Raw genomic sequence first — 26,313 nt, 5'->3', positions numbered from 1 at the left:
GGAAAGAGTCATCACGTGATTCAAAGAACCGCGCATTATAGGGAACATGACCCAAGGTTCCTACCGCTGTGCGTCCGGTGGCTATGCTATAGTTCGCGCCCTCATTTTTATCCCCGATGTGTTGTTCGCCCACCATGACCAAACGTGAAGCTCCAATCTACAAGGTGATTTTCCTCAATCAGGGCCAGGTGTACGAAATGTATGCCAAACAGATCTATCAAAGTGATCTGTGGGGCTTCCTGGAAGTGGAAGAGTTCGTCTTTGGCGAGCGCACGCAAGTGGTCGTCGATCCGAGCGAAGAGAAGCTCAAGGCTCAGTTCGAAGGCGTTGTGCGCAGCTTTGTGCCGATGCATTCGATCGTGCGGATCGACGAGGTCGAGCGCCTCGGCACGCCGAAAATCAGCGAAGCCCGCGGCGCGGTCGGCAATGTCATGCCGTTTCCGATGCCGATGCCTGAGAAGTAAGTAGCAATCTTGAAGCTGACAGGGCTCTCTTCTGTGGCTAGAGAGTCATTGTGGTCAGGGGATTTATTGTGGCGAGGGGATTTATCCCCGTTGGGCTGCGAAGCAGCCCCGCATTCAGGCATCCCATTCGCTCAACTGGATCGCATTCGCTGACTTTACGACTGCTGCGCAGCCGAACGGGGATAAATCCCCTCGCCACAGTCAGGGAAGGGGCGAAAAAGGCGTACGCCCATCGGCGCTCTGCAATTCCATCAGATATTTGCGGAAGATTTGCCCCAGCACTTGGGTAGCCACCTCAAGTTCTTCGCGAGGCATTTTCTCGGCGACTTCGTCGGCGGTGTCCAACGCTTCTTCAGCGCCATTGACCGCAGCCATTTTCAGCACGATGTAAGCCTGGACGTTATTGGCCGGTACGCCTTCGCCGTGGAAGAACATGGTGCCGAGTTTGAATTGCGCCTGAGCATGGCCTTGCAGCGAGGCCTTTTCGAAGTAGCCCAGGGCTTTTTTGAGGTCGCGCGGCGTGTTTTTGCCGTCGTAGTAGAACTCACCCAACTCGTATTGCGCTTGCGCATCCCCTTCATCCGACGCTTTCTGGCAGGCGGCGAGCGCCTGTGCCAGGTCTTGCGGCTGAGTATTGAGGGTGCAACGACCCATCGCTGGGATTAACAACGAGTTGCCGCCTGCTTGTGCGAGCGCGAGCAGGGGCTGAAGGAGCAACAGGCAGCCCAATGCAAGGGCGCGGCCGGTGCGGTTCATGGGAATCGACTTACCTCTGAAGGGCGCGCGGACCCATCGAGGGATCCAATAAGCGCGCATTATGAAATAAGCAGGGCCAACCTTACAAAGTCTTTACTCGTTTTTCTGCTGCACGGGGAATATATCGCCCACTTTGCTGGGGATTTTTAGCAGAAGCGTAGGAATAAGGGCGGGAATGTAGGTGAAAGCTGACGCTGGCAATCGCCAACATCAGCGACACAGCGCTATTTCAAGGCAGCAAATGCACGCTCGGCGGCATCCAATGTCAGTTTCAGCTCGGTTTCGCCGTGGGCGATCGAGGTGAAGCCGGCTTCGAAGGCACTCGGCGCCAGGTACACGCCACCTTCGAGCATCAAGTGGAAGAAGCGCCCGAACAGGGCGGCGTCGCTGGCCATCACGTCATCGAAAGTCACGATGTCGTCGGCGCCGCTGAAGTACAGGCCGAACATGCCGCCGGCCTGTGTGGTCACGAACGGAATGCCCGCGGCATCGGCACGCTGTTGCAGGCCATCGAGCAGGCGGCTGGTGTAGTCAGTCAACTCTGCGTGGAAGCCGGGACGGCTGATCAGGCGCAGGGTCGTCAGGCCGGCCGCCATGGCCAGCGGGTTACCCGACAATGTGCCAGCCTGATAGACCGGGCCCAATGGTGCGATGTGCGACATGATTTCGCGCTTGCCGCCGAAGCAGCCAACCGGCATGCCGCCACCGATGATCTTGCCGAAGGTGGTCAGGTCAGGCGTCACGCCGTAGTGGGCTTGTGCTCCGCCAAGGGCGACACGGAAACCGGTCATCACTTCGTCGAAAATCAGCACCACGCCATGCTTGTCGCACAGGGTGCGCAGGCCTTCGAGGAAACCTGGTGCCGGCGGTACGCAGTTCATGTTGCCGGCCACGGGCTCGACGATGATGCACGCCACGTCCTGGCCGACTTCGGCGAGCAGGGTTGCTACGGCGTCGATGTCGTTGAACGGCAAGGTCAGGGTGTGTTTGGCGAAGGCCGCCGGCACACCGGCCGAGCTCGGCACGCCTTGGGTCAGGGCGCCGGAACCGGCCTTGACCAGCAGGCTGTCGGAGTGACCGTGGTAGCAGCCTTCGAACTTGATGATGCTGTCGCGGCCGGTGAAACCACGGGCCAGACGGATAGCACTCATGGTCGCTTCGGTGCCGGAGCTGACCATGCGTACCATTTCCATCGACGGCACGATCGAGCAGACCAGATCAGCCATCTGGGTTTCCATCTCGGTCGGCGCGCCGTAGGACAAACCGTGCTCAAGCTGTTTGCGCACGGCGTCCAGCACGTCGGGGTGGCTGTGGCCGAGAATCATCGGCCCCCAGGAACCGACGTAATCCACATAACGCTTGTTGTCTTCGTCGGTGATGTAGGCGCCTTCGGCGTGTTTGAAGAACAACGGCGTGCCGCCAACGCTTTTAAATGCGCGAACAGGCGAGTTCACGCCACCGGGAATGTGTTTCTGGGCATTGGCAAACAGCGTTTCGGAACGAGACATGATCGGGTTCTCAAATCAGATTTTTAGTAATTCGTTGAATGCGCGGGCGCGGCGTGTCACTTCAGCCGTGCTCTCGGCGCCAAACAGGCCATGGACTACCGCCAGCAGATCGACCCCGTGGGCCACCAGTGGCGCGGCGTTTTCCAGCGTGATGCCGCCAATCGCGCAGATCGGCAGGTGCAGTTTGCTGCGGGCCTGGTCGAGCAGTTCGAGACTGCAGGTCGGTGCGCCGGGTTTGGTATTGGAGTTGAAGAAGCGGCCGAAGGCGACATAACTGGCGCCTTCCTTGGCCGCTTGTTCAGCGAGTTCGAGCTGCGCGTGGCAGGTCGAGCCGATGATCGCCTGGCGACCGAGCAGCGCGCGGGCCGGGGTCAGCGGGCCATCGGTCTGGCCCAGGTGCACGCCGACGTTCAGCCGTGCAGCCAGTTCGGCATCGTCGTTGATGATCAACTGGGTCTTGTAGCGTTCGCACAGATCGCGCAGGGCTTCGGCCTCGCGCAGACGGCGGGCCTCGTCGCTGCTCTTGTCACGGTATTGCAGCAGGGTGACGCCGCCTTCCAACGCCGCCTCCACATACGAAAGAAATTTACCGGCCAGCAGCTGGCTATCGGTAATGGCGTACAGGCCACGTAGCTTCATCTGGCAATCCTTTTTGCTTTACGCATGGACAGTTACGAACAGAAATCCAGCGGCAGGCGGCGCGGCACGAACTGGCCTTTGCCCAACTGCTCCGCATCACGCAGGGTGCGCCACGTGTAGTTAAGCGCGGTCTGCACGGCACTGACGAGATTTTCACCCTGGGCCAGACGACCGGCCAGGGCGCTGGCCAACGTGCAACCGGAGCCGTGATAACTGCCGGGCAAGCGCTGGCAGGTGAAGGTTTCGCGGCGACCGTCGCGGCTGTACAGGCGATTGTGGATTTCGTGTTCATCGCCATGGCCGCCGGTGATGAGCAGGTGTTTGACGAATGGCAGGAGTTTTTCAGCGCACTCGTCCGCGGTGCCTTCGGGCAGTTCGGCGAGGATGCGGGCTTCGGGAAGGTTAGGAGTGGCGATGATCGACAGGGGCAGCAGGCGCTCGCGCATGGCGTAACCGACTTCGTCCTTGCCCAGCCGTCCGCCGCCACCGGCGCGCAGCACCGGGTCGCAGACCACCGGCAAATGCGGGTGCGCCGACAACAGTTCGACCACGGTGTCGACCATTTCCAGCGAACCGAGCATGCCCAGTTTCACGGCCGCGACCGTCGAGTCGTTGAGCACGGCATTGGCCTGGGCCAACACCCACTCACGGTCGAGCACGCGAAAGTCAGTGACGTTGACCGTGTCTTGCACGGTCAGGGCGGTGACGGCCGGGGCCGCATGACAACCCTGAGCGAGCAGGGCTTCGATATCTGCCTGCAAGCCGGCGCCACCACTTGGGTCGTGGCCGGAGAGACAGAGGACAACGGGGCGAGAGCTGTAGATATTCATGGTGCGCGAGCTTACCACCAAACATCTTTTTTCGGGTGTCCCCAGCGAGTCATGACGCGGTCCATGTAGCAGCTGCCGAAGGCTGCGTTCGGTTCGGGCCGCGTTCGGACGTAGCAGTCGTAAAACCTGAACACGCAGTCTGCCTGATACACCGCAGCGACTGACTTCACGACTGCTACGTCCGAACGCGGCCCGAACCGAACGCAGGCTTCGCCAGCTGCTACAGGGAACAGGGCATTTTCATAATCTGACCGGGCAAACAGCTCTATCTCAGTGCATGGAGCTGGAGCGCCCGTGCTAGAGCCTTTGTAGGAAAAATTTCAATGGTGTTCAATGGCCACCAACGGCTATGCTAGAGTGGATCCAAACCAATAACAGGTAATACCGGTTTTACGTCTACTCAAAAGGAATGAGGGGCTTCCTGAGATAACCGGACAGGCCACGCTGGGGCTTAAATGCGCTATTTGCTGATGTTGCTGTTGTGCTTGCCCCTCATGGCGAGTGCATTCGAATTCGACGAATTCACTCAAAGCCTTCCCCTGGGCCGAACCCTGCAAGTGTTCGAAGACGCGGGCGGTCAGGCGACCATCGCCGATGTCCGTGCACAAGCCGCGGCCGGAAACTTCAAGCCCCACGACAAAGCCACCCTCAACGCCGGTTACTCGCGTTCAGTGTTCTGGTTAAAAATCGACCTGCATTACCGGCCGAACAACCCCGCGGTGCAACGCACCTGGTTGCTGGAACTGGCCTATCCGCCCCTCGATCACCTTGATCTGTACTTGCCCGATACCGCCGGTGGCTATCAACTGGCACGCCAGACGGGCGATGCCTTGCCGTTCGACAGTCGCGAGATCCGCCAGAACAATTATTTGTTCAATCTGAACTTCACCCCTGATCAAGCGCAAACCCTGTACCTGCGTCTGCAGAGTGAAGGGTCGATCCAGGCGCCGGTCACCTTGTGGTCGAGCACTGCCTACCTGGAAGAGCAGCCAATCCGCCTCTATGTACTGGGGCTGATCTACGGCGTATTGCTGGGAATGCTGGTGTACAACCTGTTCATCTACCTCAGCGTGCGCGATACCAGCTACCTCCATTACATCTTCTATATCGCCTCGTTCGGCTTGTATCAGTTGTCAGTGAATGGCGCGGCGGTGGAATATTTCTGGCCGAACAATCCCTGGTGGGCTAACGCCGCGACGCCGTTTTTCATCGGTTGTGCAGGCCTGTTCGGCAGCCAGTTCGCGCGCGGCTTCTTGCAGACGGCGACCCACAGTCGTTGGCTCGACCGCTTGCTGCTGGCGCTGATTGCGTTTAGCGCGGTGGTGGTCGGGTTGTCGTTGATGACCAGTTACGCCCTGGCCCTGCGCCTGGCGACAGCGCTGGCATTGGTCTTCACCGTGGTGATTTTTGCCGCAGGGATTTTCGCCTGGCTGCGTGGTCTGCGAGTGGCGCGTTATTTCATCATTGCCTGGTCGGCGTTTTTACTCGGCGGCATCGTCAACACCCTGATGGTGCTGGGTTACCTGCCGAACGTGTTCCTGACCATGTATTCCAGCCAGATTGGCTCGGCGATAGAGGTGGCGCTGCTGTCCCTGGCGCTGGCTGATCGCATCAACGCCATGCGCGAGCAACAGGCGCAGACCCTGTTCGATGCCGGTCAAACGCTTGAAGTGCTGAACCAGCAACTGGCTCACAGTAACAAGCTCAAGGACGAATTCCTCGCCACCCTGACCCACGAACTGCGCACGCCCATGAACGGTGTGATCGGTTCGCTGGAACTGATGCAGACGGTCGAGATGGACCCGGAGCTGGAGCAATATCAGCAAACGGCCGCCGGTTCGGCGCGAGACATGATGCGCATGGTCAACGGCATCCTCACCCTGACCGAGTTGCAGGCCGGCAAGCTCAAGACCTATCCGGCCATTTTCAGTTTGCGCGGCGTGGTCGAGGCTTTGCGCCTGCAGTTCGAGGGCAACGCGTTGAGCAAGTCGCTGGACTTCAAAGTCGAGGTCACGCCGGGGCTGCCGGATCGTTTGCACGGCGACAGCGCCAAGTTGGCGCAATGCCTGGAGTGCCTGCTGGATAACGCGATCAAGTTCACTCGGATCGGCGGGTTGGCGCTGCGGGTGACGGGTAAGCCCGTGGCGCCCGACCGACTGGCACTGTCCTTTGCGGTGATCGACACTGGCATCGGCTTCACCGATCTGGGGGAGGCGACACTGTATCAGCGGTTCTTCCAGCTCGACGGCTCGATGACCCGTGAATACGGTGGTCTGGGCGTCGGCCTGGCGATCTGTCGGCAGTTGGTCGAACTGCTCGGTGGAAAGCTGACTCACCGCTCCGAGCCTGGTCGTGGCAGCCGCTTCCAGCTCGACGTCGAGTTCGAACTGCCCGTGGTGGAGCGGTCGCCAGTGCCCTTGATGAACCGGGAGTTTCCTCGACTGCGACTGCCTCAGGACTGCACTGTCCTGCTGGTTGATGACAACAGCATCAATCAGTTGGTGATGCGCGGCATGTTGCTCAAGCTGGGGTTCCGGGTGCGCACCGTCGACAACGGGGCTACCGCGCTCGATCACTTGCAGCGCGAAACCTTCGATGCGGTATTGCTCGATTGCCAGCTTCCACCTTTGGACAGCACGTCCCTCTGTTGCCAGATCCGCACGTTGCCGGGCTGTACCGAATTGCCGGTATTCGTGATTGCCTTGAGCATTGATCGGGAACGCTGCCCGACCGGTGCCTTGATCGATTACCTGAGCAAGCCGGTGAAATTCGAGGACCTGCAGGCAGCGCTCTATCGCCGGGTGCTGTGTCCAAGGCAAGGCGAAAGCGCCGACAGTTAGGCAGATATGACACTTTGTTCGGCCGGGGGGCGGTGCTTAACTGAAGTCCCTTGGCTGACCAAAGGAGCCCCGTCATGAACCTGCATCAGTTCGCCGAAACCCACGAAGTCACCAACCAGCCACCGTCGCTGGACGGCGCCAACCTGTACCGCATCGACCTGCCCTTGCAGGAGTGGTCGCGGCGTTTCGGGGCCGGGTGGGCCGAGTCGCGGATCGACGCTTACGGCGCCCTGGCCGGCGGGCCGCTGATGGAAGCGGGGTTCCTGGCCAATCAGAACAAGCCGGTTTTCAGCAGCCATGACCGTTACGGCCATCGCATCGACCTGGTGGAATTTCACCCGGCCTATCACGAACTGATGCGCACGGCGGTCGAGCACGGTCTGACCTCATTGCCCTGGGCACATCCACAGTCCGGCGCCCACGTCGCCCGCGCCGCCATGACCTACCTGCACAGCCAGGCCGAAGCCGGTAGTGGTTGCCCGCTGACCATGACTTTCGCCAGCGTCCCGGCGATGCGCCTGCAAGCGGATCTGGCGGAGCAATGGCTGCCGAAAATCCTCTCTACCGAATACGATCCGCGCAACGTCGGCATGGTCCACAAGGCCGGGGTCACCATAGGCATGGCCATGACCGAGAAACAGGGCGGCACCGACGTGCGGGCCAACACTACCAAGGCTTTTCCGGTCGGCGCCAGTGGTCCGGGCCAGGCGTATGAACTGGTGGGCCACAAGTGGTTCTGCTCCGCACCCATGTGCGATGCCTTTCTGACCCTGGCTCAGACTGACAAGGGGCTGACCTGTTTCCTGCTGCCGCGCCATCGTCCGGATGACACACGCAATCAGTTCTACATACAGCGCCTGAAGAACAAACTCGGCAATTGCTCCAACGCTTCCAGCGAAGTGGAGTTCCGTGGTGCGCTGGCGTGGATGGTCGGCGAGGAGGGGCGAGGCGTTCCGACCATCATCGAAATGGTCGCCATGACCCGCTTCGATTGCATGGTCGGTTCCAGTTCGCTGATGCGCCAGGCCCTGACCCAGGCCAGCCATCACTGCGCTCACCGCAAGGTCGGCGGCAAGTTGCTCAGCGAACAACCCTTGATGCAGAACGTACTGGCCGACCTGGCCCTGGAAAGCGAAGCCGCCCTGGCCTTGAGCCTGCGCATGGGCCAGGCGCTGGATCATCTGGATGACGACCATGAAGCCAAATTCGCGCGGCTGGTCACTGCGGTGGGCAAGTACTGGATCTGCAAACGCGCGCCCGGGATGATCAACGAGGCTGCCGAATGCATGGGCGGCGCCGGTTATGTCGAAGACAGCATCTTGCCGCGTTTGTACCGTGAGGCACCGGTCAATTCGACGTGGGAAGGTTCCGGCAACGTGCAATGCCTCGACGTATTGCGAGCGTTGTCCAAGGAGCCGGGTGTGCTTGACGTACTGTTCGGCGAATTGGGCGATGGCCATGGCGACAAGCACCTGGCTGCACACATCAGCCAATTGCAGGCGGCCTTCAAAGACACCAGCGACATTCAATACCGCGCGCGGCAATTGACCGAAGACATTGCGTTGGGCCTTCAGGCCAAGCTGTTGCTGGAGGCTGGCAATGCGGCGGTCAGTGATGCATTTATCGCCAGTCGTCTCGGTTCCGCCGGTCGGGTGTATGGCGCGTTACCACGCGGGCTGGATGTGGAAGCGATTGTCGCCCGCTCGCTCCCACATTGGATCTAGGGTGGACTTGGCATTTGTGTAGCAACCACTGTTCCCGTGAAGCGACGATGCAGGCAAGATGAAGGCCTGCAAGTCAGAACACAGGATGCTGATCGTGACCGAAGCTTTTATTGTCGTTCAAACCGCCGAGCAAGCCGTGGACCGGCTTGCGCTCTTGCACAATCGTGCAACCACCGCGCTGAACCAGGCGCTCAAGCGTTACCTCAAGGATCGAGTCGAACCAGACGCTGAACAGCGTGCGATGTTTCGCTATCCCGAACTGCGTCTGACCTACCATTGCCAGGGCGAAGTCCCACAGACCACTCGGGCCTACGCCAAGGTTCAACTGCCGGGGACTTACAGCGTCACCGTCACTCATCCCGCCGCCTTCCGTAAGTACCTGCTGGAACAGCTGGTGCCGTTGATGCATGACTTCACCGTGACGGTGGAAGTCGGTATCAGCCAGCAAAACATTCCTTATCCGTACGTGGTTGAGCAGGGCGATGAACTGGCCGGCTCTGGCGTCACCGCCGCCGTGCTGGCGCGGGTGTTCCCGAGTACCGATTTGTCCGCCGCGACCGATGGCATTGCCGACGGTTTGTACGATTGGGAAAACACTGACCCGTTGCCATTGGCCTTGTTCGACGCCGCGCGGGTGGATTTCTCCTTGCGCCGCCTGGTGCATTACACCGGCAGCGACTGGCGTCATGTGCAGCCATGGATTCTGCTGACCAACTACCACCGCTACGTCGACCAGTTCATCGTCCATGGCCTGGAACAGTTGCGCAGCGATCCGCGCTTCGTGCGCATGGTCTTGCCGGGCAACGTGATCATCGAAAAGAGCATGGACCACGGCGAAGCCTCGGCGATTGCCGCCGGTGTGGTCTGGCACCGCTATCAGATGCCGGCTTATCACCTGATCGCCAGCGACGGCCATGGCGTGACCCTGGTGAACATCGGCGTCGGCCCGTCCAACGCCAAGAACATCACCGACCATTTGGCAGTGCTGCGTCCGCATTGCTGGCTGATGATCGGCCACTGTGGTGGCTTGCGTCAGTCGCAGACCATCGGCGATTACGTGCTGGCGCACGCTTACATGCGCCGCGACGGGATTCTCGATCGGGTCGTGCCGCCGAATATCCCGATTCCGGCCCTGGCCGAAGTGCAGATGGCGTTGCAGCAAGCGGCGGCCAATATCACCGGTGAGAAGGGCGACGAGCTGAAAAAACGCCTGCGTACCGGCACCGTGCTGACCTACGACGACCGAAACTGGGAATTGCGTTGGGCTCAGGAACGTCCGCTGATCAACCTGTCCCGCGCCGTGGCGGTGGACATGGAAAGCGGCACCATCGCAGCGCAAGGTTATCGCTTGCGGGTTCCGTACGGCACGTTGCTCTGTGTTTCGGACAAACCGTTGCACAGCGAAATCAAGCTGCCGGGTTCGGCCAACGCCTTCTATGAACGCGCGGTCAGCCAGCATTTGAAGATCGGGATTGAGGCGGTGGATCTGTTGCGCACCGAACTCAACTCGCTGCACTCGCGCAAACTGCGCAGCTTCGACGAGCCGCCGTTCCGCTGATTGCGAGATGGTCATTTAACGGTCAGGGCAGGGCGTGCCATCGATTATTTCCACCGCCGCGTTGTCGCCTGAAAGCGGGCCAGGCAAGGCGCAGTCCGAAGGTAATGGTTTCTCCCTTGCCGAGGACTGCAACGCAGTCTGGCCCGCTTTCAGGCACAACCCGAAGGGCCGGGCCTGCTGTTGCGCAGGGCCGCGTTGCTCGGAGCTTATTTGGAATGACCAAACCACGCTCCTCGCGCCTTGCCCTGCGCAACAGCAGACCCGGCGCGGCAGTGGAAATAATCGATGGCACGCCCTAGCATTAGCAGCCCTGACCGCTAGATGTTCCTTTTCCCATGTCCCGTCCTCAACGTCCCGTTTCCCGCCGCCCTGGCGTGAAGCCTGCGCCATCGTCCTCAGCTCCGCGCCGTGTCGCCAAAGCGCCGCCCGCCGAGCCGAAGCTTATTTTGTTCAACAAACCATTCGATGTGCTGACGCAATTCAGCGACGGCGAAGGGCGGGCGACGCTCAAGGATTACATCGAGATTCCCGGGATTTACCCGGCAGGACGGCTGGACCGCGACAGTGAAGGTTTGCTGCTGCTGACCAATGATGGCCAGCTTCAGGCGCGGATCGCCGACCCGAAACACAAACTGGCGAAGACCTATTGGGTGCAGGTGGAAGGCGAGCCGAGTGCCGAGCAGTTGCAGCGCTTGCGCGATGGCGTTGAGCTGAACGATGGCATGACGTTGCCGGCCGAGGCGCGGCAACTGGATGAGCCGCAGTTGTGGCCGCGTAACCCGCCGGTGCGTTTTCGCAAAAGCGTGCCGACCCGTTGGCTGGAGTTGGTGATTCGCGAAGGGCGTAACCGTCAGGTACGGCGCATGACCGCGGCGGTCGGCTTGCCGACGTTGCGCCTGGTGCGGGTCAAAATCGGCGACTGGTCGATCGAAGGGCTCGATCAGGGCCAGTGGAAGGAAGTGCCGGCGCGTTTATGACGAGCCGCTTTCGATGTACGCGATGACCACGCTCTTGATGATGAACGCGAGAATCCCCAGGCCCAGTACAAAGAACAGAATGAACGTACCGAACTTGCCGGCCTTGGATTTCTTCGCCAGATCCCAGACGATGAAACCCATGAAAATGATCAGAATGCTGACCAGTCCGGTCATCATCCACTCTTCGAATACTGCAGGATCCATCGAACATCTCCAGCGCGGGCGGGGCTAAAAGGGCGGAGCGAGTATACGCCAAGGGGGATTGGCGGGGCATTGACCTGCGTCGGTGTACCGCAGTCATTTGTCTGAAAACACACTGTGGCGAGGGGATTTATCCCCGTTCCAGTGCGTAGCACTGGCCGAGACTTTTAGGGTTGCTTCGCAACCCAGCGGGGATAAATCCCCTCGCCACAATCAGCTGCGCAGATGAGTCAGCGGCAACTCGGTACTGTTGAGCACCTGGTTCAACACAAAACTCGACCGCACACTCGTCACCCCTTCAATCCGGGTCAGATGCCCCAGCAGCAATTTCTGATAATGGTCCATGTCCGGCACCACCACCTTGAGCTGATAGTCGGCATCCATTCCGGTCACCAAACTGCACTCCAGCACCTGCGGCAACGTACGAATCGCCGCTTCGAAGTTTTCGAAACGCTCGGGTGTGTGTCGGTCCATGCCGATCAACACGTAAGCCGTCAGGCTCAAGCCGAGCATCTTGCGGTCCAGCAAGGCCACCTGGCGGGAGATGTAGCCGTCGTCTTCCAGCTGCTTGACCCGCCGCGAGCATGGCGAGGGGGACAGGCCGATGCGTTCGGCCAGCTCCTGGTTGGAAATGCGCGCGTCACGCTGCAATTCGGCCAAAATGCTCAGGTCGTATCGGTCGAGTTTGCTCATCAATCAGGCCTTTGTCATAACTATTGCGGTGGATTATCTATCCAGGGTTAAAAATTGCGCAAGTGATGTTTATTTGAGCAATCTTCGCAATCCTCTGCTGGCGCCACGAGCCTATTCTTATCACCAGAATCACTGCTCGGACAAACAGTCCACAGCCGCTCGCCGAATCAGGCCGGCGGCGGTCGCCACCCCCACAGGGGATGTGCCGGCCCCCGAGCTACACACTGTCCAGAAGACGGCGTGAGGTGAGCCGACGTCAAAAGCGTCGAGCACGGACGAAGTTCTCAAAGGGAGGCCGACGGGTCTCCCTTTTCTTTTGCCCGGAATTTGGCGCCGCGCTCAATAAATAAGTTGCGCGACTGATAACCTGTTGCAGAACCGGCCCGTGCTTTCCCAGTCTTACGTACAGGCCCTAACCCGCAGTGAGGAAAAGCATGAAGTCGCGCATCTGGCGTTTGGCCGGTGTTGGTTTGTTGTGTATCAGTGTCACTGCGCAATCCCTGGCCGATGAGCCGCAAAATCGTGGCCCCGATGGCGGGCAGCGCGGGTCGGACGGTCATCAGGGAAACAATCAGGGCCATGGCGGCAATAACCAGCCACGCCCGCAGAACAACCCACAACAGAATAATCAGCCGCGTCAGCAGAATAACGACATCATTCGTGGCGACAACAACCGTCAGTTCGAGCACAACGGCCAGAATCAGAACGGCGGTCAACGGCAGGACCGTCCGGCGCACGACTACAACAGTCCGGTTCGATCACCACCGCCACCGCCGCAACTACCGGCCAATGACCTGCCGATCCAGGGCCGGCCCGACACCGTGCGCCAGACCCAGCAGCCGCAGCGTGGCTACTATCAGGACGTTCCGCGGCGCAATGATAACAACGCGCATTGGCAGAACAACGGTCCGCGTCCCGATGATCATCGCTGGGCCGGTCGCCCGGACGGGCACGGTAATGGCTGGGGCTCAGGCCCGCAGTATCGCCCCGGTCATGTGATCGATCGCTTCCCGGACCGTGATTACCGTGTGCCGTACCGAGGTCAGGATTACTTCTACTCCGGCGGCTACTGGTATCGCCCACAAGGCCCGCGTTACGTGGTGGTTCAACCGCCACGCGGGATTCGCGTCCACTACATGCCCGATTACGCCCGTGAAGTGTGGATCGGCGGTGCGCTGTTATTTCTCGCGGCCGGCTCTTACTACGCCTACGAAGAAAGCACTCAGGATTACGTCGTGGTCGAGCCGCCCGTGGAACCGCAGCCGCAACCGGTCAGCAATGGTTATGACGTGGTGGCGTATCCGGCCAACGGTCAGTCGCCAGAGCAGGTCAATCAGGATGGTTACGAGTGCTATCAATACGCGGTGCAGCAGAGTGGCTTCGATCCGCGAACGGCCACCTATCAGCCAGACCCGTCGGTGGTACAAGCCTACCGCCAGGCCCAGGGCAACTGTCTGAGCAGTCGCGGTTATCAGGTTTCTTTCTGAGCCCTGTCTGCCAGTACCACTTCCTGCGGGTCGGCGTGCACCAGCACTTCGGCTCGCGGATAAGCCGCGTGAATCGCATCGGCGGCCTGGTCGCTGATGCCGTGAGCGACTGACAGGGTCAAATCCCCCGGCAATTCCAGGTGCAACTGCACGAACCACTGGTTACCGGAAATCCGTGTGCGCAGGTCGTGCGCCCCCAAGACTCCCGGTACGCTGCAGGCCAGTTCGAGCATGTGCTGGCTGACGTCCAGTGGCAATTCTTCATCCATCAGCACGGCAAAACTTTCCCGGGCGATATGAATCGCGCTCCAGAGAATGTAGGCGGCAATCCCCAAACCGAACCAAGGGTCGACCTGATGCCAGCCAAACCCGGCGAGCACCAGCGCCACCAGAATGCTGCCGTTGAGCAGCAGGTCCGAGCGGTAATGCAGGGAATCGGCGCGCACCGCGTTGGAGCCGGTCGCCTTGACGACGCGATGTTGCAACATCAGCAGGGCCAGGGTCAGCACCAGGGAAAACACAATCACCCCGATACTGATCCATGGCGCCCCCACCGGTTCCGGGTGTTTCAGTCGATCAATCGCCTGCAAGGCAATCAGCACCGCACTGCCGCCAATGAACAACGCCTGAGCCATGCCCGCCAGCGACTCGGCCTTGCCGTGCCCGTACCGATGATCATCGTCGGCCGGGCGCAAGGCGTAATGCACGGCGAGCAGGTTGAGCAGCGAGGTGACGCCGTCGAGGGTCGAGTCGGTCAACCCGGCGAGCATGCTCACTGAACCGCTCAACCACCAGGCAATGGCTTTGGCGACGATCAGCGTGCACGCCACCGCCACCGAGGCACGGGTCGCCAGCCGCAGCAGGCGGGCATGTTCGGAGCTTGCGATCATAGGGGTGGCTTGTCCTTTAAGTGTTCCTTCACAGGCACGGATTACGCGGCAGGTTGCAGGCCGAACATGGCCAGTTGCTGCGCGCTACCCTTGTGCTGGATCAGGCGTGGGTCATCCAGCGGGAAGCTGCGGCCCAGTTCGGTTTCGAGAATAGTCTGCAATTTGTGGTTATCGACCTTGCCATCGGCGCCGATGGCTTCCTTGAGTTTTTCCGGGGCCACCTGGGCGGTCTTGCCGGGCTCGAAGTAAATCGCGCCGGTGGCGAAGTCCACGGCAAACGCGATCAGGCCGGGAATGATGTAGAACAGCAGACCCACGGCATCGAGCGCGGCGATGGCCGGGTCGATCTTGCCGTCGATCTGACCACGACGGTCAGGGTAGAAAATCGATCCGCAAGCGGTCACCTGGGTCAGCAACGTCGCGACCAATACACCGCCAATCAAGCGAAAGGGAACACGCATATGAAATCTCCTGGGTAATTTCAAAACGAAAGGACGCCTGTATGAATTAGGACCGTCATTAACGCCGAGCAGTTCGCCGTTATACTCGCCGCTCTGTTTTGGAGCCAGCATGATTTCTTTGCCGATTGATGAAGTTTTACCCGCCCTGCGTGAAGCCTTGGCTACACGCCACGAAGCCGTGCTCGAAGCACCGCCCGGCGCCGGTAAAACCACCCGCGTGCCGTTGGCCTTGCTCAATGAGCCCTGGTTGGCCGGGCAGACCATTCTGATGCTCGAACCGCGCCGGTTGGCCGCGCGGGCGGCGGCGGAGCGTCTGGCCAGTGAACTGGGCGAGAAGGTCGGCGAAACCGTCGGCTATCGCATTCGTCTCGACAGCAAAGTCGGCCCCAACACCCGCATCGAAGTGGTCACCGAAGGGATTCTGACCCGACGCTTGCAAGACGACCCGGCACTCGAAGGCGTTGGCCTGCTGATCTTCGACGAATTCCACGAGCGCAGCCTCGACGCCGATCTGGCGTTGGCCTTGAGCCTGAATGGCCGCGAGCTGTTTCGTGACGATCAGCCACTGAAAATTCTATTAATGTCGGCAACCCTGGAAGGCGAACGCCTGGCCGGGTTGCTGGACGACGCGCCGATCCTGCGCAGCGAAGGCCGCATGTACCCGGTGGCGATGCGCTGGGGCCGACCGTTCCAGCCCGGTGAATTCATCGAACCGCGTTTGGTGCAGACCATTCTCGACGCCTTGAATGACGAAACCGGCAGCGTTCTGGTGTTTCTGCCGGGGCAAGCGGAAATCCGTCGGGTGCATCAGCAACTTGCCGATGCACTGGGCGAGAGCACGCAAGTCCTGCTCTGCCCGTTGCACGGTGAACTGGATCTTGCCGCGCAACGCGCGGCGATCGATCCGGCCCCCGCAGGCAAACGCAAAGTGGTGCTGGCGACCAACATCGCCGAGACCAGCCTGACCATCGACGGCGTGCGCGTGGTAATCGATGCCGGGCTGGCGCGGGTGCCGCGTTTCGATCCGGGCAGTGGCATGGCCCGCCTCGACACTCAGCGTATTTCCAAAGCCAGTGCCACTCAGCGCGCGGGCCGGGCAGGGCGGTTGGAACCGGGTGTGTGTTATCGGTTGTGGTCGCAAGATCAGCACGAACAACTGGCGGCCTACGCCAGCGCGGAAATCCTCTCGGCGGATCTTGCCGGATTAGCGTTGCAGCTCGGTCGCTGGGGCGTGACACCGGGGCAATTGATTTGGCTCGACGTGCCGCCAGCGGCCGCTTATGCACAGGCTCAGGACTTGCTTGATCGCCTGGGCGCATTGGACGGCGAAGCGCTGACCCGTCACGGTCAGGCCATGGCCGAACTACCGGCCCATCCGCGCATCGCGCATTTGCTGTTGCGCGGTCAGGCGCTTGGCTTGGCCGACATGGCCTGTGATGTAGCGGCCTTGCTCGGCGAGCGAGATATCTTGCGCGGTGCTGGAGCCGATCTGCACAGCCGACTGGTGCTGTTGTCCGGCGAAGAACGGGCCGCACGCGGCGCTCAGGGTGGCGTGCAACGTGCCCGGCAATTGGCGCGGCAATATCGCGGTTATCTGCGGGGCAAGGCGTCGGAACCGGTCGGCGATCCGGATCATCCGCGCTGGCTCGGCGCACTGCTGGCGTTGGCCTATCCCGATCGAGTTGCCCAACAGCGCCGGGCCGGTGGCGCGGAGTATCGTTTGGCCAACGGCCGCGCAGCACTGTTCGCCGAAACCGACAGTTTGATGAAGCAACCGTGGCTGGTGATCGCCGATCTCGGCAGTCGTCAGGGCCAGCGTGAAGAACGGATTTATCTGGCGGCGGATTTCGATCCGGCGCTGTTCGACTCGGTGCTGGCCGAACAGGTGCGTTGCGTCGATCAACTGGATTGGGATGAGCGTGAAGGCGTGTTGCGCGCCGAGCGGCAGCGCAAGGTTGGCGAGTTGATCCTCAGCCGTGAACCGCTGACGGGCCTCGACGAAACTGCTCGCAGTCAGGCACTGGTGAATCTGGTGCGGCGCAAAGGTCTGGAACTGTTGCCATGGACCCCGGAGCTGCGTCAGTGGCAGGCGCGGGTTGCGTTGTTGCGACAGTTGGACCTCAACAGTAAGCGTGAAAGTGAATGGCCGGATGTCAGCGACGCCGCCCTGCTCAAAAGCCTCGAACATTGGTTGATGCCTTATTTGGGCAAAGTCTCGCGCCTCAGTCACTTCGCCAATCTGGACCTGTCGAGCATCGTCCATAACCTGTTGCCGTGGCCGCTGCCGCAACGGCTGGATGAGCTGGCGCCACATCATCTGAGCGTGCCGTCGGGTTCATCGATTCGTCTGGATTACAGCGAGCAGCCGCCGATTCTGGCGGTGCGGTTGCAGGAGTTGTTCGGCCTGGCGGAAACCCCGCGCATTGCCGGTGGCCGGCAAGTGGTGAAGTTGCATCTGCTGTCCCCGGCGCGGCGGCCGGTGCAGGTAACGCAGGATTTGGCGAACTTCTGGCGCAGTACGTATGCCGAGGTGAAGAAGGATTTGAAAGGGCGGTATCCGAAGCATTATTGGCCGGATGATCCGCTGGTGGCCGAGGCTACCGCGAGAATCAAACCCCGCAAATAATCCTTAAGGCCGAACACAAAACCTGTGGCGAGGGAGCTTGCTCCCGTTGGGCCGCGAAGCGGCCCCTTAATCAGCCACCTGGATGCGTCAGATGCACCGCATGCAATGGTTTTGCGACTGCTGCGCAGAGTCGAGCGGGAGCAAGCTCCCTCGCCACAGGGGCTCACCTGACTCAGATTCTTGTCGTGGCCTTCGCGGTGAGCTGCTCCCGACAATAATCGGCAAACAGCTGCGCCGGTTTGGTCAACTGCCCGCGCTTGAGCCACGCCGCCACCAGCCCTGAGCCGGTGACGTCTTCGACGATGTCCACGCACACCACTTTCTGGCCGTCATAGGTGCATTCCGAATGCGGCCGGGTGACCAGGATCGAGAAGCCGAACCCTTGCCCGACCATGCCCCGGACCATCTCGATCGACGGTGAGCTGAAGGCAATGTTAGGCGTCAGGTCCAACTCCTCGAACAGGCTGACGAAGTAGGTCCGGCTCGGTTGCACGTCCAGCAGAATCATTGGCTCCAGGCACAGATCACGCAGCGACACTTGCTTGAGTTGGGCAAAGCGATGATCCGCTGGCAGCAACGCATAAGGCCGCTGCGCCGGCATCAGCGGTTCGGTCTGGATGGTGGCGTCGAGGTCGTGTTCATACAGGATCGCCAGGTCGAAGGTGCCCGAGGTCAGGCCTTGCACCAGCTCTTGCTGTTCGCCGTCGCGGATGCGGATTTTCACCCCTGGATACAGCGCCGAGAACCCGGCAATCAACTGCGGCAGGTACAGCGGAGCGACCGTTTCGAAGCAACCGATATCGATTTGCCCGGCCACCACGTCGTTGTCGGCCAGGGCGTTCTGTTCGAACTCCTTGGCCATGCGCAGCAGTTCCTGAGCCTTGCGGTAGAAGCGTGCGCCGCTGGGGGTCAAGGACACGCCCTGGGCGTGATGACGAATCAGCAGTTGCACGCCGAAGCTGTCTTCCAGGCCCTTGATCGCCGTGGAGATCGCCGGTTGCGCGATGTACAGCTTGCGCGAGGCCTCGGCGACGCTGCCGCATTCGACGGTGGTGATGAAGTACTTCAATTGACGCAGGTTGTAGGCAGCCACGGCAAACCTCGGGGTGGATGGTCTCGACATCCAAGCAAATTGCGAGCCGCCCGCATCCGTTCTGACGACGGTGTTGTTATGCCTGAACAATAACCACATACCGCGCCACCGGGGAGATTAGCTGCCCAGTTTTTTCATGGTCTGCGAAGACATTTTTACTATTTTTCCTGGACACAGGCCTGGGCCACCATCCAATCCACAAGAAAGCCCATGGAGCATCTGAACGTGTTCGAGCTTACCAATTGGCAAAGCAAAGCCGCCGCGCTGCAATTTCCCGATCAAGCCGTGATCGACGGCAAACCCCGTACGGCGCAGTCGGGGCAGACCTTCGCCGCGATCAACCCCGCCACCGGCCAGTGCCTGGCCAACGTGGCCGCGTGCGGCGATGAAGACGTGGACGCCGCGGTGCGCAATGCGCGGCAAGTATTCGAGTCCGGAACCTGGTCGGCGCGTTCGCCGAATGAGCGCAAGCACGTGCTGTTGCGCCTGGCCGATCTGATCATGACCCATCGCGAAGAACTGGCGCTGCTCGATTCGCTGAACATGGGCAAACCGGTGATGGACGCCTACAACATCGACGTGCCAGGCGCCACCGGGGTGTTTCGCTGGTACGCCGAAAGCCTCGACAAACTCTATGACCAGATCGCCCCCAGCGCGCAGAACGTGCTGGCGACCATCACCCGCGAAGCGCTGGGTGTGGTCGCTGCCGTGGTGCCGTGGAATTTCCCGCTGGACATGGCTGCATGGAAACTCGCACCGGCACTGGCGGCGGGCAATTCGGTGATCCTCAAACCCGCCGAGCAGTCTCCGTTTTCCGCCCTGCGGCTGGCCGAGCTGGCGCTGGAAGCCGGCCTGCCAGCCGGCGTGCTGAACGTGCTGCCGGGGCTCGGCGAGCAGACCGGCAAAGCCCTCGGTTTGCACCCGGATGTTGATTGCCTGGTGTTCACCGGCTCCACCGAAGTCGGTAAATATTTCATGCAGTACTCGGCGCAATCGAACCTGAAACAGGTGTGGCTGGAGTGCGGCGGCAAGAGCGCCAATCTGGTGTTCGCCGATTGTCAGGACCTGGATCTGGCTGCACAGAAAGCCGCGTTCGGGATCTTCTTCAATCAGGGCGAAGTCTGCTCGGCCAACTCGCGGTTGCTGGTGGAACGTTCGATTCATGATGAGTTCGTCGAGCGCCTCAAAGTGCAGGCCGAACGTTGGCAACCGGGTGATCCGCTGGACCCGTCGAGCCGCGCCGGGGCGATTGTCGACAGCCGCCAGACGGCACGCATCATGAAGTTCGTCCAGCAGGCCGAACGCCAAGGCGCAACGAAACTCTGTGGCGGTCGCCAGTCGATTTTCAACGGCTCCGACAACTTCATTCAGCCGACCATTTTCACCGGCGTGAGCCCGGACATGCCGCTGTTTCGCGATGAAGTGTTCGGCCCGGTGCTGGCGGTCACGGCGTTCGATGACGAGGCCCACGCCTTGCAGCTGGCCAACGACAGCGTCTACGGTTTGGCCGCGTCGCTGTGGACCGACGACCTCAATCGTGCCCACCGCGTGGCGCGGCAATTGCGAGCCGGCACGGTGTCGGTCAACAGCGTCGATGCGCTGGATGTGACCGTGCCTTTCGGTGGCGGTAAACAATCCGGTTTCGGCCGCGACCTGTCGCTGCATTCATTCGATAAATACACCCAGTTGAAGACCACCTGGTTTCAGCTGCGCTCATAACAGCCGCTAATAACAAAACGGAGAACTGGCGATGACCACACCACGTGAAACCCGCGACTACCAGGCCGCCGACGCTGCGCACCACATCCACGCATTCGTCGATCAAAAAGCGCTCAACGATGAAGGGCCTCGGGTGATGGTCCGTGGCGAGCGTCTGCACCTGTGGGACAACGATGGTCGGCGTTACCTCGACGGCATGTCCGGGCTGTGGTGCACCAACCTCGGTTACGGGCGCAAGGACCTGGCCGCCGCCGCGTCCCGGCAGTTGGAGCAGTTGCCGTACTACAACATGTTTTTCCACACCACTCACCCGCAGGTGATCGAGCTCTCGGAGCTGCTGTTCAGCCTGTTGCCGGGGCACTACAGCCACGCGATCTATACCAACTCAGGCTCCGAAGCCAACGAGGTGCTGATCCGCACCGTGCGCCGTTACTGGACGATCCTCGGCAAGCCCGAGAAGAAAATCATGATCGGTCGCTGGAACGGTTATCACGGCTCGACCCTGGCGGCGACGGCGCTCGGTGGCATGAAGTTCATGCACGAAATGGGCGGCATGATTCCCGACATCGAACACATCGATGAGCCGTACTTTTTCGCCCACGAGGGCAATCTGACCCCGGCTGAATTTGGCCTGCGAGCGGCGCAGCAGCTGGAAGCGAAAATTCTCGAACTCGGTGCGGACAAGGTCGCCGGGTTCATCGCCGAACCGTTCCAGGGCGCCGGCGGGATGATCTTTCCACCAGAGAGTTACTGGCCGGAAATTCAGCGGATCTGCCACAAGTACGACGTGCTGTTGTGCGCTGACGAAGTGATCGGTGGCTTCGGTCGCACCGGCGAATGGTTCGCCCACGAGCACTTCGGTTTCGAGCCGGACACGTTGTCGATCGCCAAGGGTTTGACCTCCGGTTACATCCCCATGGGCGGGCTGATTCTGTCGAAGAAAATGGCTCAGGTGCTGGTGGAGCGGGGCGGGGTGTTTGCCCACGGTTTGACTTACTCCGGGCACCCGGTGGCAGCCGCGGTGGCGATTGCCAACCTCACGGCATTGCGCGATGAAGGGGTGGTGACGCGGGTCAAGGATGACATCGGGCCGTACCTGCAACAGTGCTTGCGCGAGGTGTTCGGCAATCACCCGTTGGTGGGCGATATTCAGGGTGTCGGTATGGTGGCGGCGTTGCAATTGGCGGAGGACAAAACCAGTCGCAAGCGCTTTGCCAACGAGAACGATATTGCCTGGCGTTGCCGCACGATTGGGTTTGAAGAGGGGGTGATTATTCGCTCGACGTTGGGGCGGATGATCATGGCGCCGGCGTTGATTGCCAGTCGGGAAGAGGTTGATGAGTTGGTTGGCAAAACCCTTAAAGCGGTCGATCGTACGGCGCAGGAATTTGGCAGACTCTGACATTGCCGGAAGGTCCTTCGGACCTTTTCGCGAGCAGGCTCGCTCCCACAGTGGAATTGTGTTCGACACAGATCCCCTGTGGGAGCGAGCCTGCTCGCGAATGCTTTTGCCCATTCAGCACATTTCCCCAGTCTTGCACCCACCCCGTGCACCCTCGCCAACCCCGCCCTTTCGCAGTGCGCACTACCCAGTTTTTTCATCACTCCCATCGACATATTTCCTAATTTTCCTAATCCCCGCCTTGGGCCACCATCGACCTCGCCAGTCAGCCAAACGCTGCTCACCGAAAGGTCCATCAGAGACCTCAGGTGGCAGCTCTTCTCCATGGCCGCTGGCCGTACTGCCCATGACAAAACTAAATCAACAGCTTTGGGAGTGCTCCATGATCAAGTCCTTGCTTACCCGCTACGCACATCCACTGGTGGTCACCGCCATCGCCGCGACGGTCGCTACCAGCGCCCAGGCCGGCACCCTCTCTATCGGCCACACCACGTGGGTCGGTTACGGCACGCTCTACCTGGCTCAGGATCTGGGCTACTTCAAGGAAAACGGTTTGACCGTCGAATTGCCCGTCGTCGAAGAGGCTTCGATGTACATGGCCGCACAAGCTTCGGGCGAGTTATCGGGCTCGGCGTCGACCATCGACGAGGTGCTCAAATACCGTCCGCAATTTTGCTTCAAAGCAGTGGCCGCACTGGATGACAGCCATGGTGGCGACGGTGTTTTGGTCGGCAAGGACGTCAAAAGCCTGCAGGAGCTGAAGGGCAAAGCCGTGGCGGTGAACGAAGGTTCGACCTCTCAGTTCTGGCTGTCTTACCTGCTGAAAAAACACGGCATGACCATGAGTGACATCACCGTGCAGAACATGACGGCCGACGACGCCGCCACTGCGTTCATCGCCGGTCGCGTGCCGGCCGCCGTGACCTGGGAGCCGCATCTGTCGATGGTCCGCAGCAAGCAACAAGGCAAGGTGCTGATCGACAGCAGTAGCACGCCGGGAGTGATTGTCGACGTGGTCGCGCTCAACTGCACGGTCATCGAAAAGCAGCCGGAAGACGTGAAGGCGTTGGTGGCCGGTCTGTACAAGGCGGTCCAGTACACCAAGGATCACCCGGAGCAAGCCTACAAAATCATGGCCAAAGGCGTCGGCGGCTACCTCGCCGATCCGAAGGAACTGGCCGCTGCCGCGCAGGGCGTGCGCTTCTACGATCAGGCCATGAGCGAAAAACTCCTCGGCTCGCCGGGCAAGCCGGGTGACAGCGAGCCGCTGATCAAACTGGCCAACGAGACCGCCAGCGAATTGCAGGGCAAACCCTACAACGTCAGCAATGACGACCTGATCGATAACCGCTTCGTCAGCCCGCTCTAGGAGGTTTGCATGTTCAAGCGCAATTCATGGCTGAGCCGCTGCATCACGCCCAAGACCGGCTTGCCGGTGTCAGTGATTTGGAGCGCGAGCGGTCTGGCCTGGGTGTTATTGGTCGGCCTGTGGGCCGGGTTGTCTTACGGCGGCGTGGTGCCGGGCATGTTCCTGCCGACACCGGGCGCGGTGGTCGAGGCCGCCGTGCGCCTGAGCCGCGACGGCACGCTCGGCCAGCACGTGTGGGCCAGCGTCGAAGTGGTGATGGTCGGTTTTATCGTGTCGTCGCTGGTGGCGGTGCCGTTGGGGCTGCTGATGGGCAGCTTTCGCATCGTTCAGGCGTTCCTCGAGCCGATGGTCAATTTCATCCGCTACCTGCCGGTGACCTCGTTCGTGCCGCTGTTCATTTTGTGGATCGGTATCGGTCTGGAACAGCGGGTCTCGGTGATCATCTTCGGCGTGTTTTTCCAGCAACTGGTGATGATCGCGGACGTGTCCAAGGGCATCTCCAAGGACCTGATCAACGCGTCTTATACCTTGGGTTCAAACCGCCGCGATGCGGTGCTGCATGTGATCGCCCCGGCGTCGTTGCCGGGTGTGCTCGACACCTTGCGCGTGACCATGGGCTGGGCCTGGACTTACCTGGTGGTTGCCGAGCTGGTCGCGGCTTCCAGTGGCCTGGGCTATCTGAGCCTCAAAGCCATGCGCGGCTTTCAAGTGGATGTGATTTTCCTGGCAATCGCGATCATCGGCCTGCTGGGCCTGGTCACCGATCAACTGTTCCGTTTCCTACGTCTGAGGATCGCCGCATGGGCTCAGTAAGCGCCGTCAACCCTCGTTTCGTCACGCCACAGGCCGCCCCGGTGCACGCCGCGCCACGGCTGCAAGTGGACAAGGTCAGCCTTCGCTATCAAAAGCCCGACGGTGGCGTGTTCACCGCGCTGGATCAGGTGTCGTTCGAAGTGCCGGATCAGCAATTCGCCGTACTGGTCGGGCCTTCGGGCTGTGGCAAGTCGAGTTTGCTGTACCTCACCGCCGGATTGAATGAGCCCACGGAAGGCGAGATCTACGTCGGTGGCCAGCAAGTTCAAGGACCGGGTGCGGATCGTGGCATGGTGTTCCAGAGCTATACGCTTTTCCCGTGGCTGACTGTGCGGCAGAACGTCGAGTTCGGCCTCAAGCGTCGCGGCATGGCGGCCGCTCAGCGCAAGGAGATCGTCGATTACTACGTCAATGAAGTCGGCCTGACCGGGTTCGCCGACAACTACGCCAAGCAGCTGTCCGGCGGCATGATGCAGCGCGTCGCCATTGCTCGAGCGTTGGCCAACGACCCACAAATCCTGCTGATGGACGAGCCCTTCGGTGCGCTCGACAGCCAGACGCGCCTGCAAATGCAGCAGCTGTTGTTGCGGGTCTGGGGCAACAGCAAGAAGACCGTGTTGTTCGTGACCCACGATATCGACGAGGCCATTCTGCTGGGCGACCGGGTCTACGTGATGGGCGCACGGCCGGGTCGGATCAAGCAGATTCTGGACGTGCCGATCGAACGCCCACGGACCCTGGACATGGTGATGGAGCGCTCGTTTATCGATATGAAACGCAAGATCTTCGGGTTATTGCATGATGAGCTGGAGGAGGAACATTGACCGTGCGCTATCTATCCCTGTGGGAGCGAGCCTGCTCGCGAAGGCGGCAGTACCTTCAACATTGATGTTGCCTGGCACACCGCTTTCGTCGGAACGCCGCCCGGAGCCGGCTCGCTCCCACAGGTTTTGCGTTGGCCCGAAGTTAAGGTGCTGCCGGCAACAGGAAACGGGCGATCACCGGCAGGTGATCGGAGATCCGCAAGGTGTCGTCCTGCCTCACCGTCGCCTCAACCCGTTTGATCCGCGGACTGTAGAACAGGTAGTCGACAGTCCGGTCCGGGCCGTTCAAGCCCGGATCGTTCGGGTAATGAGTCAGCCACTGCGCCCGGTCGATGCCGCTGGCTTCGTTGTTGGTCGGGATCATCGGGTATTTATCCCACAGCACATGCAGCGCGCTGTCGGCGGAGTAGGACGTGCGTTGTGCGTCGGGCAGGCGTCGATATTGCCCCAGCGGTAACAAGTTGAAGTCCCCACCGATCAACCACGGCGTGCCGCGGCTTTCGAACTTGTCGAGGACTTTGGTGACCGCCGTTACCTGAGATTGCAGCGTTTCGTCAGGCTGGATGACGCGGTCCAGATGGGTGTTGAACACCGCTATCTGCCCCTTGTCGCTCAACGGCAGATACGTGACCAACAAGGCGTTTTTCGGTTTGAACTGACGGCTGATGACATTGGCCGGTGCGATCGGCAATTGCAGGCGTTCGGCATGTTCGATCTGGTAGCGGCTGAGGGTGGCCAGTTGCCGGCCGACGCTGCCGAAAATGTGCGGCTCAGGCACGAAGTCGGCTTTCCAGTCGAAGGCGTGAGCGGTGCACGGATACAGGTCCGCGACTCGCTCCTGAAGCAGCTTGAACTGGTTTTGGTAATCGCTGGCCTTGGCGCCGTCATCGAGCTCCTGCAGCAGCACGACGTCCGGTTGCTCGTCGCGGATCACCCGGGCCACTTCATCGAGGCTGAAGGCCATGTCTTCGGGTGTGGGTTTTTCATCATTGCCGGCCGCCAGGTCATTCCAGAACACGTAGCGTTTTCCCGCCAGGTACTGAACGTTCCAGGTCATCACCTTCAGCGCCTGACCGGGCACCAGCGTCGGTGCCTTGGCGTTGCAACTGACCGGTAAGGCTTCCTTGGCTTCGGGGCGCCAGGTCAGGTTGTAGATCAGCAAGGCAATCAGGCCGGTCACGATCAACAGGCCCAGCAGGGTGTAGCGCAGTAGACGGGTCATGGCTCGGCTTAATAGCGTTACAAAAGTTGACCCCGAGCATAACCGAGCGTCGGGTGTAATCCCAAGGGTGAAACGGCATGCCCATCAATCAGCTGTAATACAGACTCCGTAGCAGCTGGCGAAGCCTGCGTTCGGCTGCGAAGCAGTCGTAAAATCATTGCTCACGGTGCATCAGGCAAACCTCGTGCGCCGGATTTACGACTGCTGCGCAGTCGGA

General features: G+C 60.7%; 22 protein-coding genes. 12 read left to right on the top strand and 10 right to left on the bottom strand.

Annotated features, from left to right (window positions below; genetic code table 11):
• Window positions 1–134: 134 nt before the first annotated feature.
• Entirely contained in the window at window positions 135–464 is a 330-nt protein-coding gene (locus ACYZTW_RS29455) for a DUF1820 family protein (protein ID WP_007894425.1), read from the top strand.
• A 201-nt stretch (window positions 465–665) separates the two neighbouring features.
• On the opposite strand, the gene ACYZTW_RS29450 is transcribed toward ACYZTW_RS29455, so the two are convergent.
• The 4 genes from ACYZTW_RS29450 to ACYZTW_RS29435 form a co-directional block, all read right to left on the bottom strand.
• Window positions 666–1,220 carry a tetratricopeptide repeat protein gene (locus ACYZTW_RS29450; RefSeq protein ID WP_056744588.1) on the bottom strand — a complete coding sequence of 185 codons (555 nt, stop codon included), beginning with the start codon at window positions 1,218–1,220 and terminating at the stop codon, window positions 666–668.
• Window positions 1,221–1,444: 224 nt separating this feature from the next.
• A complete protein-coding gene (gene hemL, locus ACYZTW_RS29445; protein WP_462002840.1) occupies window positions 1,445–2,728 on the bottom strand; it encodes a glutamate-1-semialdehyde 2,1-aminomutase in 1,284 nt (427 codons plus the stop codon).
• Window positions 2,729–2,743: 15 nt separating this feature from the next.
• Window positions 2,744–3,367, bottom strand: coding sequence for a thiamine phosphate synthase (thiE, locus tag ACYZTW_RS29440; protein ID WP_462002839.1), 624 nt, complete (start codon window positions 3,365–3,367; stop codon window positions 2,744–2,746).
• A gap of 32 nt (window positions 3,368–3,399) precedes the next feature.
• Window positions 3,400–4,197, bottom strand: a complete 798-nt coding sequence (locus ACYZTW_RS29435; RefSeq protein WP_462002838.1) for a hydroxymethylpyrimidine/phosphomethylpyrimidine kinase — start codon at window positions 4,195–4,197, stop codon at window positions 3,400–3,402.
• Window positions 4,198–4,652: 455 nt separating this feature from the next.
• Between ACYZTW_RS29435 and ACYZTW_RS29430 the strand changes: the two genes are divergently transcribed.
• From ACYZTW_RS29430 to ACYZTW_RS29415, 4 genes are all read left to right on the top strand, one after another.
• Complete coding sequence (locus ACYZTW_RS29430; RefSeq protein ID WP_462002837.1) at window positions 4,653–7,037, top strand: 7TM diverse intracellular signaling domain-containing protein; 2,385 nt, start codon at window positions 4,653–4,655, stop codon at window positions 7,035–7,037.
• Window positions 7,038–7,111: 74 nt separating this feature from the next.
• Window positions 7,112–8,761, top strand: coding sequence for an acyl-CoA dehydrogenase family protein (locus ACYZTW_RS29425; RefSeq protein WP_462002836.1), 1,650 nt, complete (start codon window positions 7,112–7,114; stop codon window positions 8,759–8,761).
• A 58-nt stretch (window positions 8,762–8,819) separates the two neighbouring features.
• A complete protein-coding gene (amn, locus tag ACYZTW_RS29420) occupies window positions 8,820–10,319 on the top strand; it encodes an AMP nucleosidase (RefSeq protein WP_185753236.1) in 1,500 nt (499 codons plus the stop codon).
• Between the two features lie 335 nt (window positions 10,320–10,654).
• The gene (locus ACYZTW_RS29415) at window positions 10,655–11,296 is read left to right on the top strand and encodes a pseudouridine synthase (protein WP_462002835.1); all 642 of its coding nucleotides are present in this window, start codon (window positions 10,655–10,657) and stop codon (window positions 11,294–11,296) included.
• Here the strand turns inward: ACYZTW_RS29415 and ACYZTW_RS29410 are convergent.
• Both ACYZTW_RS29410 and ACYZTW_RS29405 read right to left on the bottom strand, forming a co-directional pair.
• Entirely contained in the window at window positions 11,291–11,500 is a 210-nt protein-coding gene (locus ACYZTW_RS29410; RefSeq protein WP_462002834.1) for a DUF2788 domain-containing protein, read from the bottom strand. The two genes, ACYZTW_RS29415 and ACYZTW_RS29410, sit on opposite strands and share 6 nt — an antisense overlap.
• A 210-nt stretch (window positions 11,501–11,710) precedes the next feature.
• Window positions 11,711–12,190, bottom strand: a complete 480-nt coding sequence (locus ACYZTW_RS29405; RefSeq protein ID WP_007937367.1) for an Lrp/AsnC family transcriptional regulator — start codon at window positions 12,188–12,190, stop codon at window positions 11,711–11,713.
• A 434-nt stretch (window positions 12,191–12,624) separates the two neighbouring features.
• Between ACYZTW_RS29405 and ACYZTW_RS29400 the strand changes: the two genes are divergently transcribed.
• A complete protein-coding gene (locus ACYZTW_RS29400) occupies window positions 12,625–13,677 on the top strand; it encodes a DUF6515 family protein (protein WP_462002833.1) in 1,053 nt (350 codons plus the stop codon).
• Here ACYZTW_RS29400 and ACYZTW_RS29395 read toward each other — a convergent pair.
• Window positions 13,662–14,567 carry a cation diffusion facilitator family transporter gene (locus tag ACYZTW_RS29395; RefSeq protein WP_462002832.1) on the bottom strand — a complete coding sequence of 302 codons (906 nt, stop codon included), beginning with the start codon at window positions 14,565–14,567 and terminating at the stop codon, window positions 13,662–13,664. The genes ACYZTW_RS29400 and ACYZTW_RS29395 overlap by 16 nt on opposite strands.
• A 41-nt stretch (window positions 14,568–14,608) precedes the next feature.
• A complete protein-coding gene (locus ACYZTW_RS29390; RefSeq protein WP_046056587.1) occupies window positions 14,609–15,028 on the bottom strand; it encodes a hypothetical protein in 420 nt (139 codons plus the stop codon).
• 109 nt (window positions 15,029–15,137) lie between these two features.
• On the opposite strand from ACYZTW_RS29390, the gene hrpB reads away from it, so the two are divergent.
• Window positions 15,138–17,654 (top strand): ATP-dependent helicase HrpB, encoded by a 2,517-nt coding sequence (hrpB, locus tag ACYZTW_RS29385; RefSeq protein ID WP_462002831.1) that lies wholly within the window; start codon window positions 15,138–15,140, stop codon window positions 17,652–17,654.
• Window positions 17,655–17,826: 172 nt separating this feature from the next.
• Here hrpB and ACYZTW_RS29380 read toward each other — a convergent pair whose 3' ends face one another.
• The gene (locus ACYZTW_RS29380; RefSeq protein ID WP_462002830.1) at window positions 17,827–18,747 is read right to left on the bottom strand and encodes a LysR substrate-binding domain-containing protein; all 921 of its coding nucleotides are present in this window, start codon (window positions 18,745–18,747) and stop codon (window positions 17,827–17,829) included.
• 225 nt (window positions 18,748–18,972) lie between these two features.
• On the opposite strand from ACYZTW_RS29380, the gene ACYZTW_RS29375 reads away from it, so the two are divergent.
• The 5 genes from ACYZTW_RS29375 to ACYZTW_RS29355 all read left to right on the top strand — a co-directional run bounded on the left by ACYZTW_RS29375 (window position 18,973) and on the right by ACYZTW_RS29355 (window position 24,874).
• The gene (locus ACYZTW_RS29375) at window positions 18,973–20,466 is read left to right on the top strand and encodes an aldehyde dehydrogenase (protein ID WP_462005863.1); all 1,494 of its coding nucleotides are present in this window, start codon (window positions 18,973–18,975) and stop codon (window positions 20,464–20,466) included.
• A gap of 31 nt (window positions 20,467–20,497) precedes the next feature.
• Entirely contained in the window at window positions 20,498–21,868 is a 1,371-nt protein-coding gene (locus tag ACYZTW_RS29370; RefSeq protein WP_462002829.1) for an aspartate aminotransferase family protein, read from the top strand.
• Between the two features lie 382 nt (window positions 21,869–22,250).
• Window positions 22,251–23,237: an ABC transporter substrate-binding protein gene (locus ACYZTW_RS29365; RefSeq protein WP_462002828.1), complete on the top strand. Its 987-nt coding sequence runs from the start codon at window positions 22,251–22,253 to the stop codon at window positions 23,235–23,237.
• Window positions 23,238–23,246: 9 nt separating this feature from the next.
• Window positions 23,247–24,050 carry an ABC transporter permease gene (locus ACYZTW_RS29360; protein ID WP_033054201.1) on the top strand — a complete coding sequence of 268 codons (804 nt, stop codon included), beginning with the start codon at window positions 23,247–23,249 and terminating at the stop codon, window positions 24,048–24,050.
• Window positions 24,038–24,874, top strand: coding sequence for an ABC transporter ATP-binding protein (locus ACYZTW_RS29355; protein ID WP_046048732.1), 837 nt, complete (start codon window positions 24,038–24,040; stop codon window positions 24,872–24,874). Before ACYZTW_RS29360 ends, ACYZTW_RS29355 begins: the two co-directional genes overlap by 13 nt.
• A 142-nt stretch (window positions 24,875–25,016) precedes the next feature.
• On the opposite strand, the gene ACYZTW_RS29350 is transcribed toward ACYZTW_RS29355, so the two are convergent.
• Window positions 25,017–26,096 carry an endonuclease/exonuclease/phosphatase family protein gene (locus ACYZTW_RS29350; protein WP_462002827.1) on the bottom strand — a complete coding sequence of 360 codons (1,080 nt, stop codon included), beginning with the start codon at window positions 26,094–26,096 and terminating at the stop codon, window positions 25,017–25,019.
• Window positions 26,097–26,313: the final 217 nt, after the last annotated feature.

The sequence above is a fragment of the Pseudomonas sp. LB3P25 genome, from assembly GCF_054897985.1.
Note: the sequence above shows the minus strand (reverse complement) of the source record. Positions and strands in the feature narration are given on the sequence as shown.

Coding starts and splice junctions, on each gene's coding strand:
- ACYZTW_RS29455 (WP_007894425.1), top strand. CDS start 135: ATGACCAAACGTGAAGCTCCAATCTACAAGGTGATTTTCCTCAATCAG.
- ACYZTW_RS29450 (WP_056744588.1), bottom strand. CDS start 1,220: ATGAACCGCACCGGCCGCGCCCTTGCATTGGGCTGCCTGTTGCTCCTT.
- hemL (WP_462002840.1), bottom strand. CDS start 2,728: ATGTCTCGTTCCGAAACGCTGTTTGCCAATGCCCAGAAACACATTCCC.
- thiE (WP_462002839.1), bottom strand. CDS start 3,367: ATGAAGCTACGTGGCCTGTACGCCATTACCGATAGCCAGCTGCTGGCC.
- ACYZTW_RS29435 (WP_462002838.1), bottom strand. CDS start 4,197: ATGAATATCTACAGCTCTCGCCCCGTTGTCCTCTGTCTCTCCGGCCAC.
- ACYZTW_RS29430 (WP_462002837.1), top strand. CDS start 4,653: ATGCGCTATTTGCTGATGTTGCTGTTGTGCTTGCCCCTCATGGCGAGT.
- ACYZTW_RS29425 (WP_462002836.1), top strand. CDS start 7,112: ATGAACCTGCATCAGTTCGCCGAAACCCACGAAGTCACCAACCAGCCA.
- amn (WP_185753236.1), top strand. CDS start 8,820: ATGAAGGCCTGCAAGTCAGAACACAGGATGCTGATCGTGACCGAAGCT.
- ACYZTW_RS29415 (WP_462002835.1), top strand. CDS start 10,655: ATGTCCCGTCCTCAACGTCCCGTTTCCCGCCGCCCTGGCGTGAAGCCT.
- ACYZTW_RS29410 (WP_462002834.1), bottom strand. CDS start 11,500: ATGGATCCTGCAGTATTCGAAGAGTGGATGATGACCGGACTGGTCAGC.
- ACYZTW_RS29405 (WP_007937367.1), bottom strand. CDS start 12,190: ATGAGCAAACTCGACCGATACGACCTGAGCATTTTGGCCGAATTGCAG.
- ACYZTW_RS29400 (WP_462002833.1), top strand. CDS start 12,625: ATGAAGTCGCGCATCTGGCGTTTGGCCGGTGTTGGTTTGTTGTGTATC.
- ACYZTW_RS29395 (WP_462002832.1), bottom strand. CDS start 14,567: ATGATCGCAAGCTCCGAACATGCCCGCCTGCTGCGGCTGGCGACCCGT.
- ACYZTW_RS29390 (WP_046056587.1), bottom strand. CDS start 15,028: ATGCGTGTTCCCTTTCGCTTGATTGGCGGTGTATTGGTCGCGACGTTG.
- hrpB (WP_462002831.1), top strand. CDS start 15,138: ATGATTTCTTTGCCGATTGATGAAGTTTTACCCGCCCTGCGTGAAGCC.
- ACYZTW_RS29370 (WP_462002829.1), top strand. CDS start 20,498: ATGACCACACCACGTGAAACCCGCGACTACCAGGCCGCCGACGCTGCG.
- ACYZTW_RS29365 (WP_462002828.1), top strand. CDS start 22,251: ATGATCAAGTCCTTGCTTACCCGCTACGCACATCCACTGGTGGTCACC.
- ACYZTW_RS29360 (WP_033054201.1), top strand. CDS start 23,247: ATGTTCAAGCGCAATTCATGGCTGAGCCGCTGCATCACGCCCAAGACC.
- ACYZTW_RS29355 (WP_046048732.1), top strand. CDS start 24,038: ATGGGCTCAGTAAGCGCCGTCAACCCTCGTTTCGTCACGCCACAGGCC.
- ACYZTW_RS29350 (WP_462002827.1), bottom strand. CDS start 26,096: ATGACCCGTCTACTGCGCTACACCCTGCTGGGCCTGTTGATCGTGACC.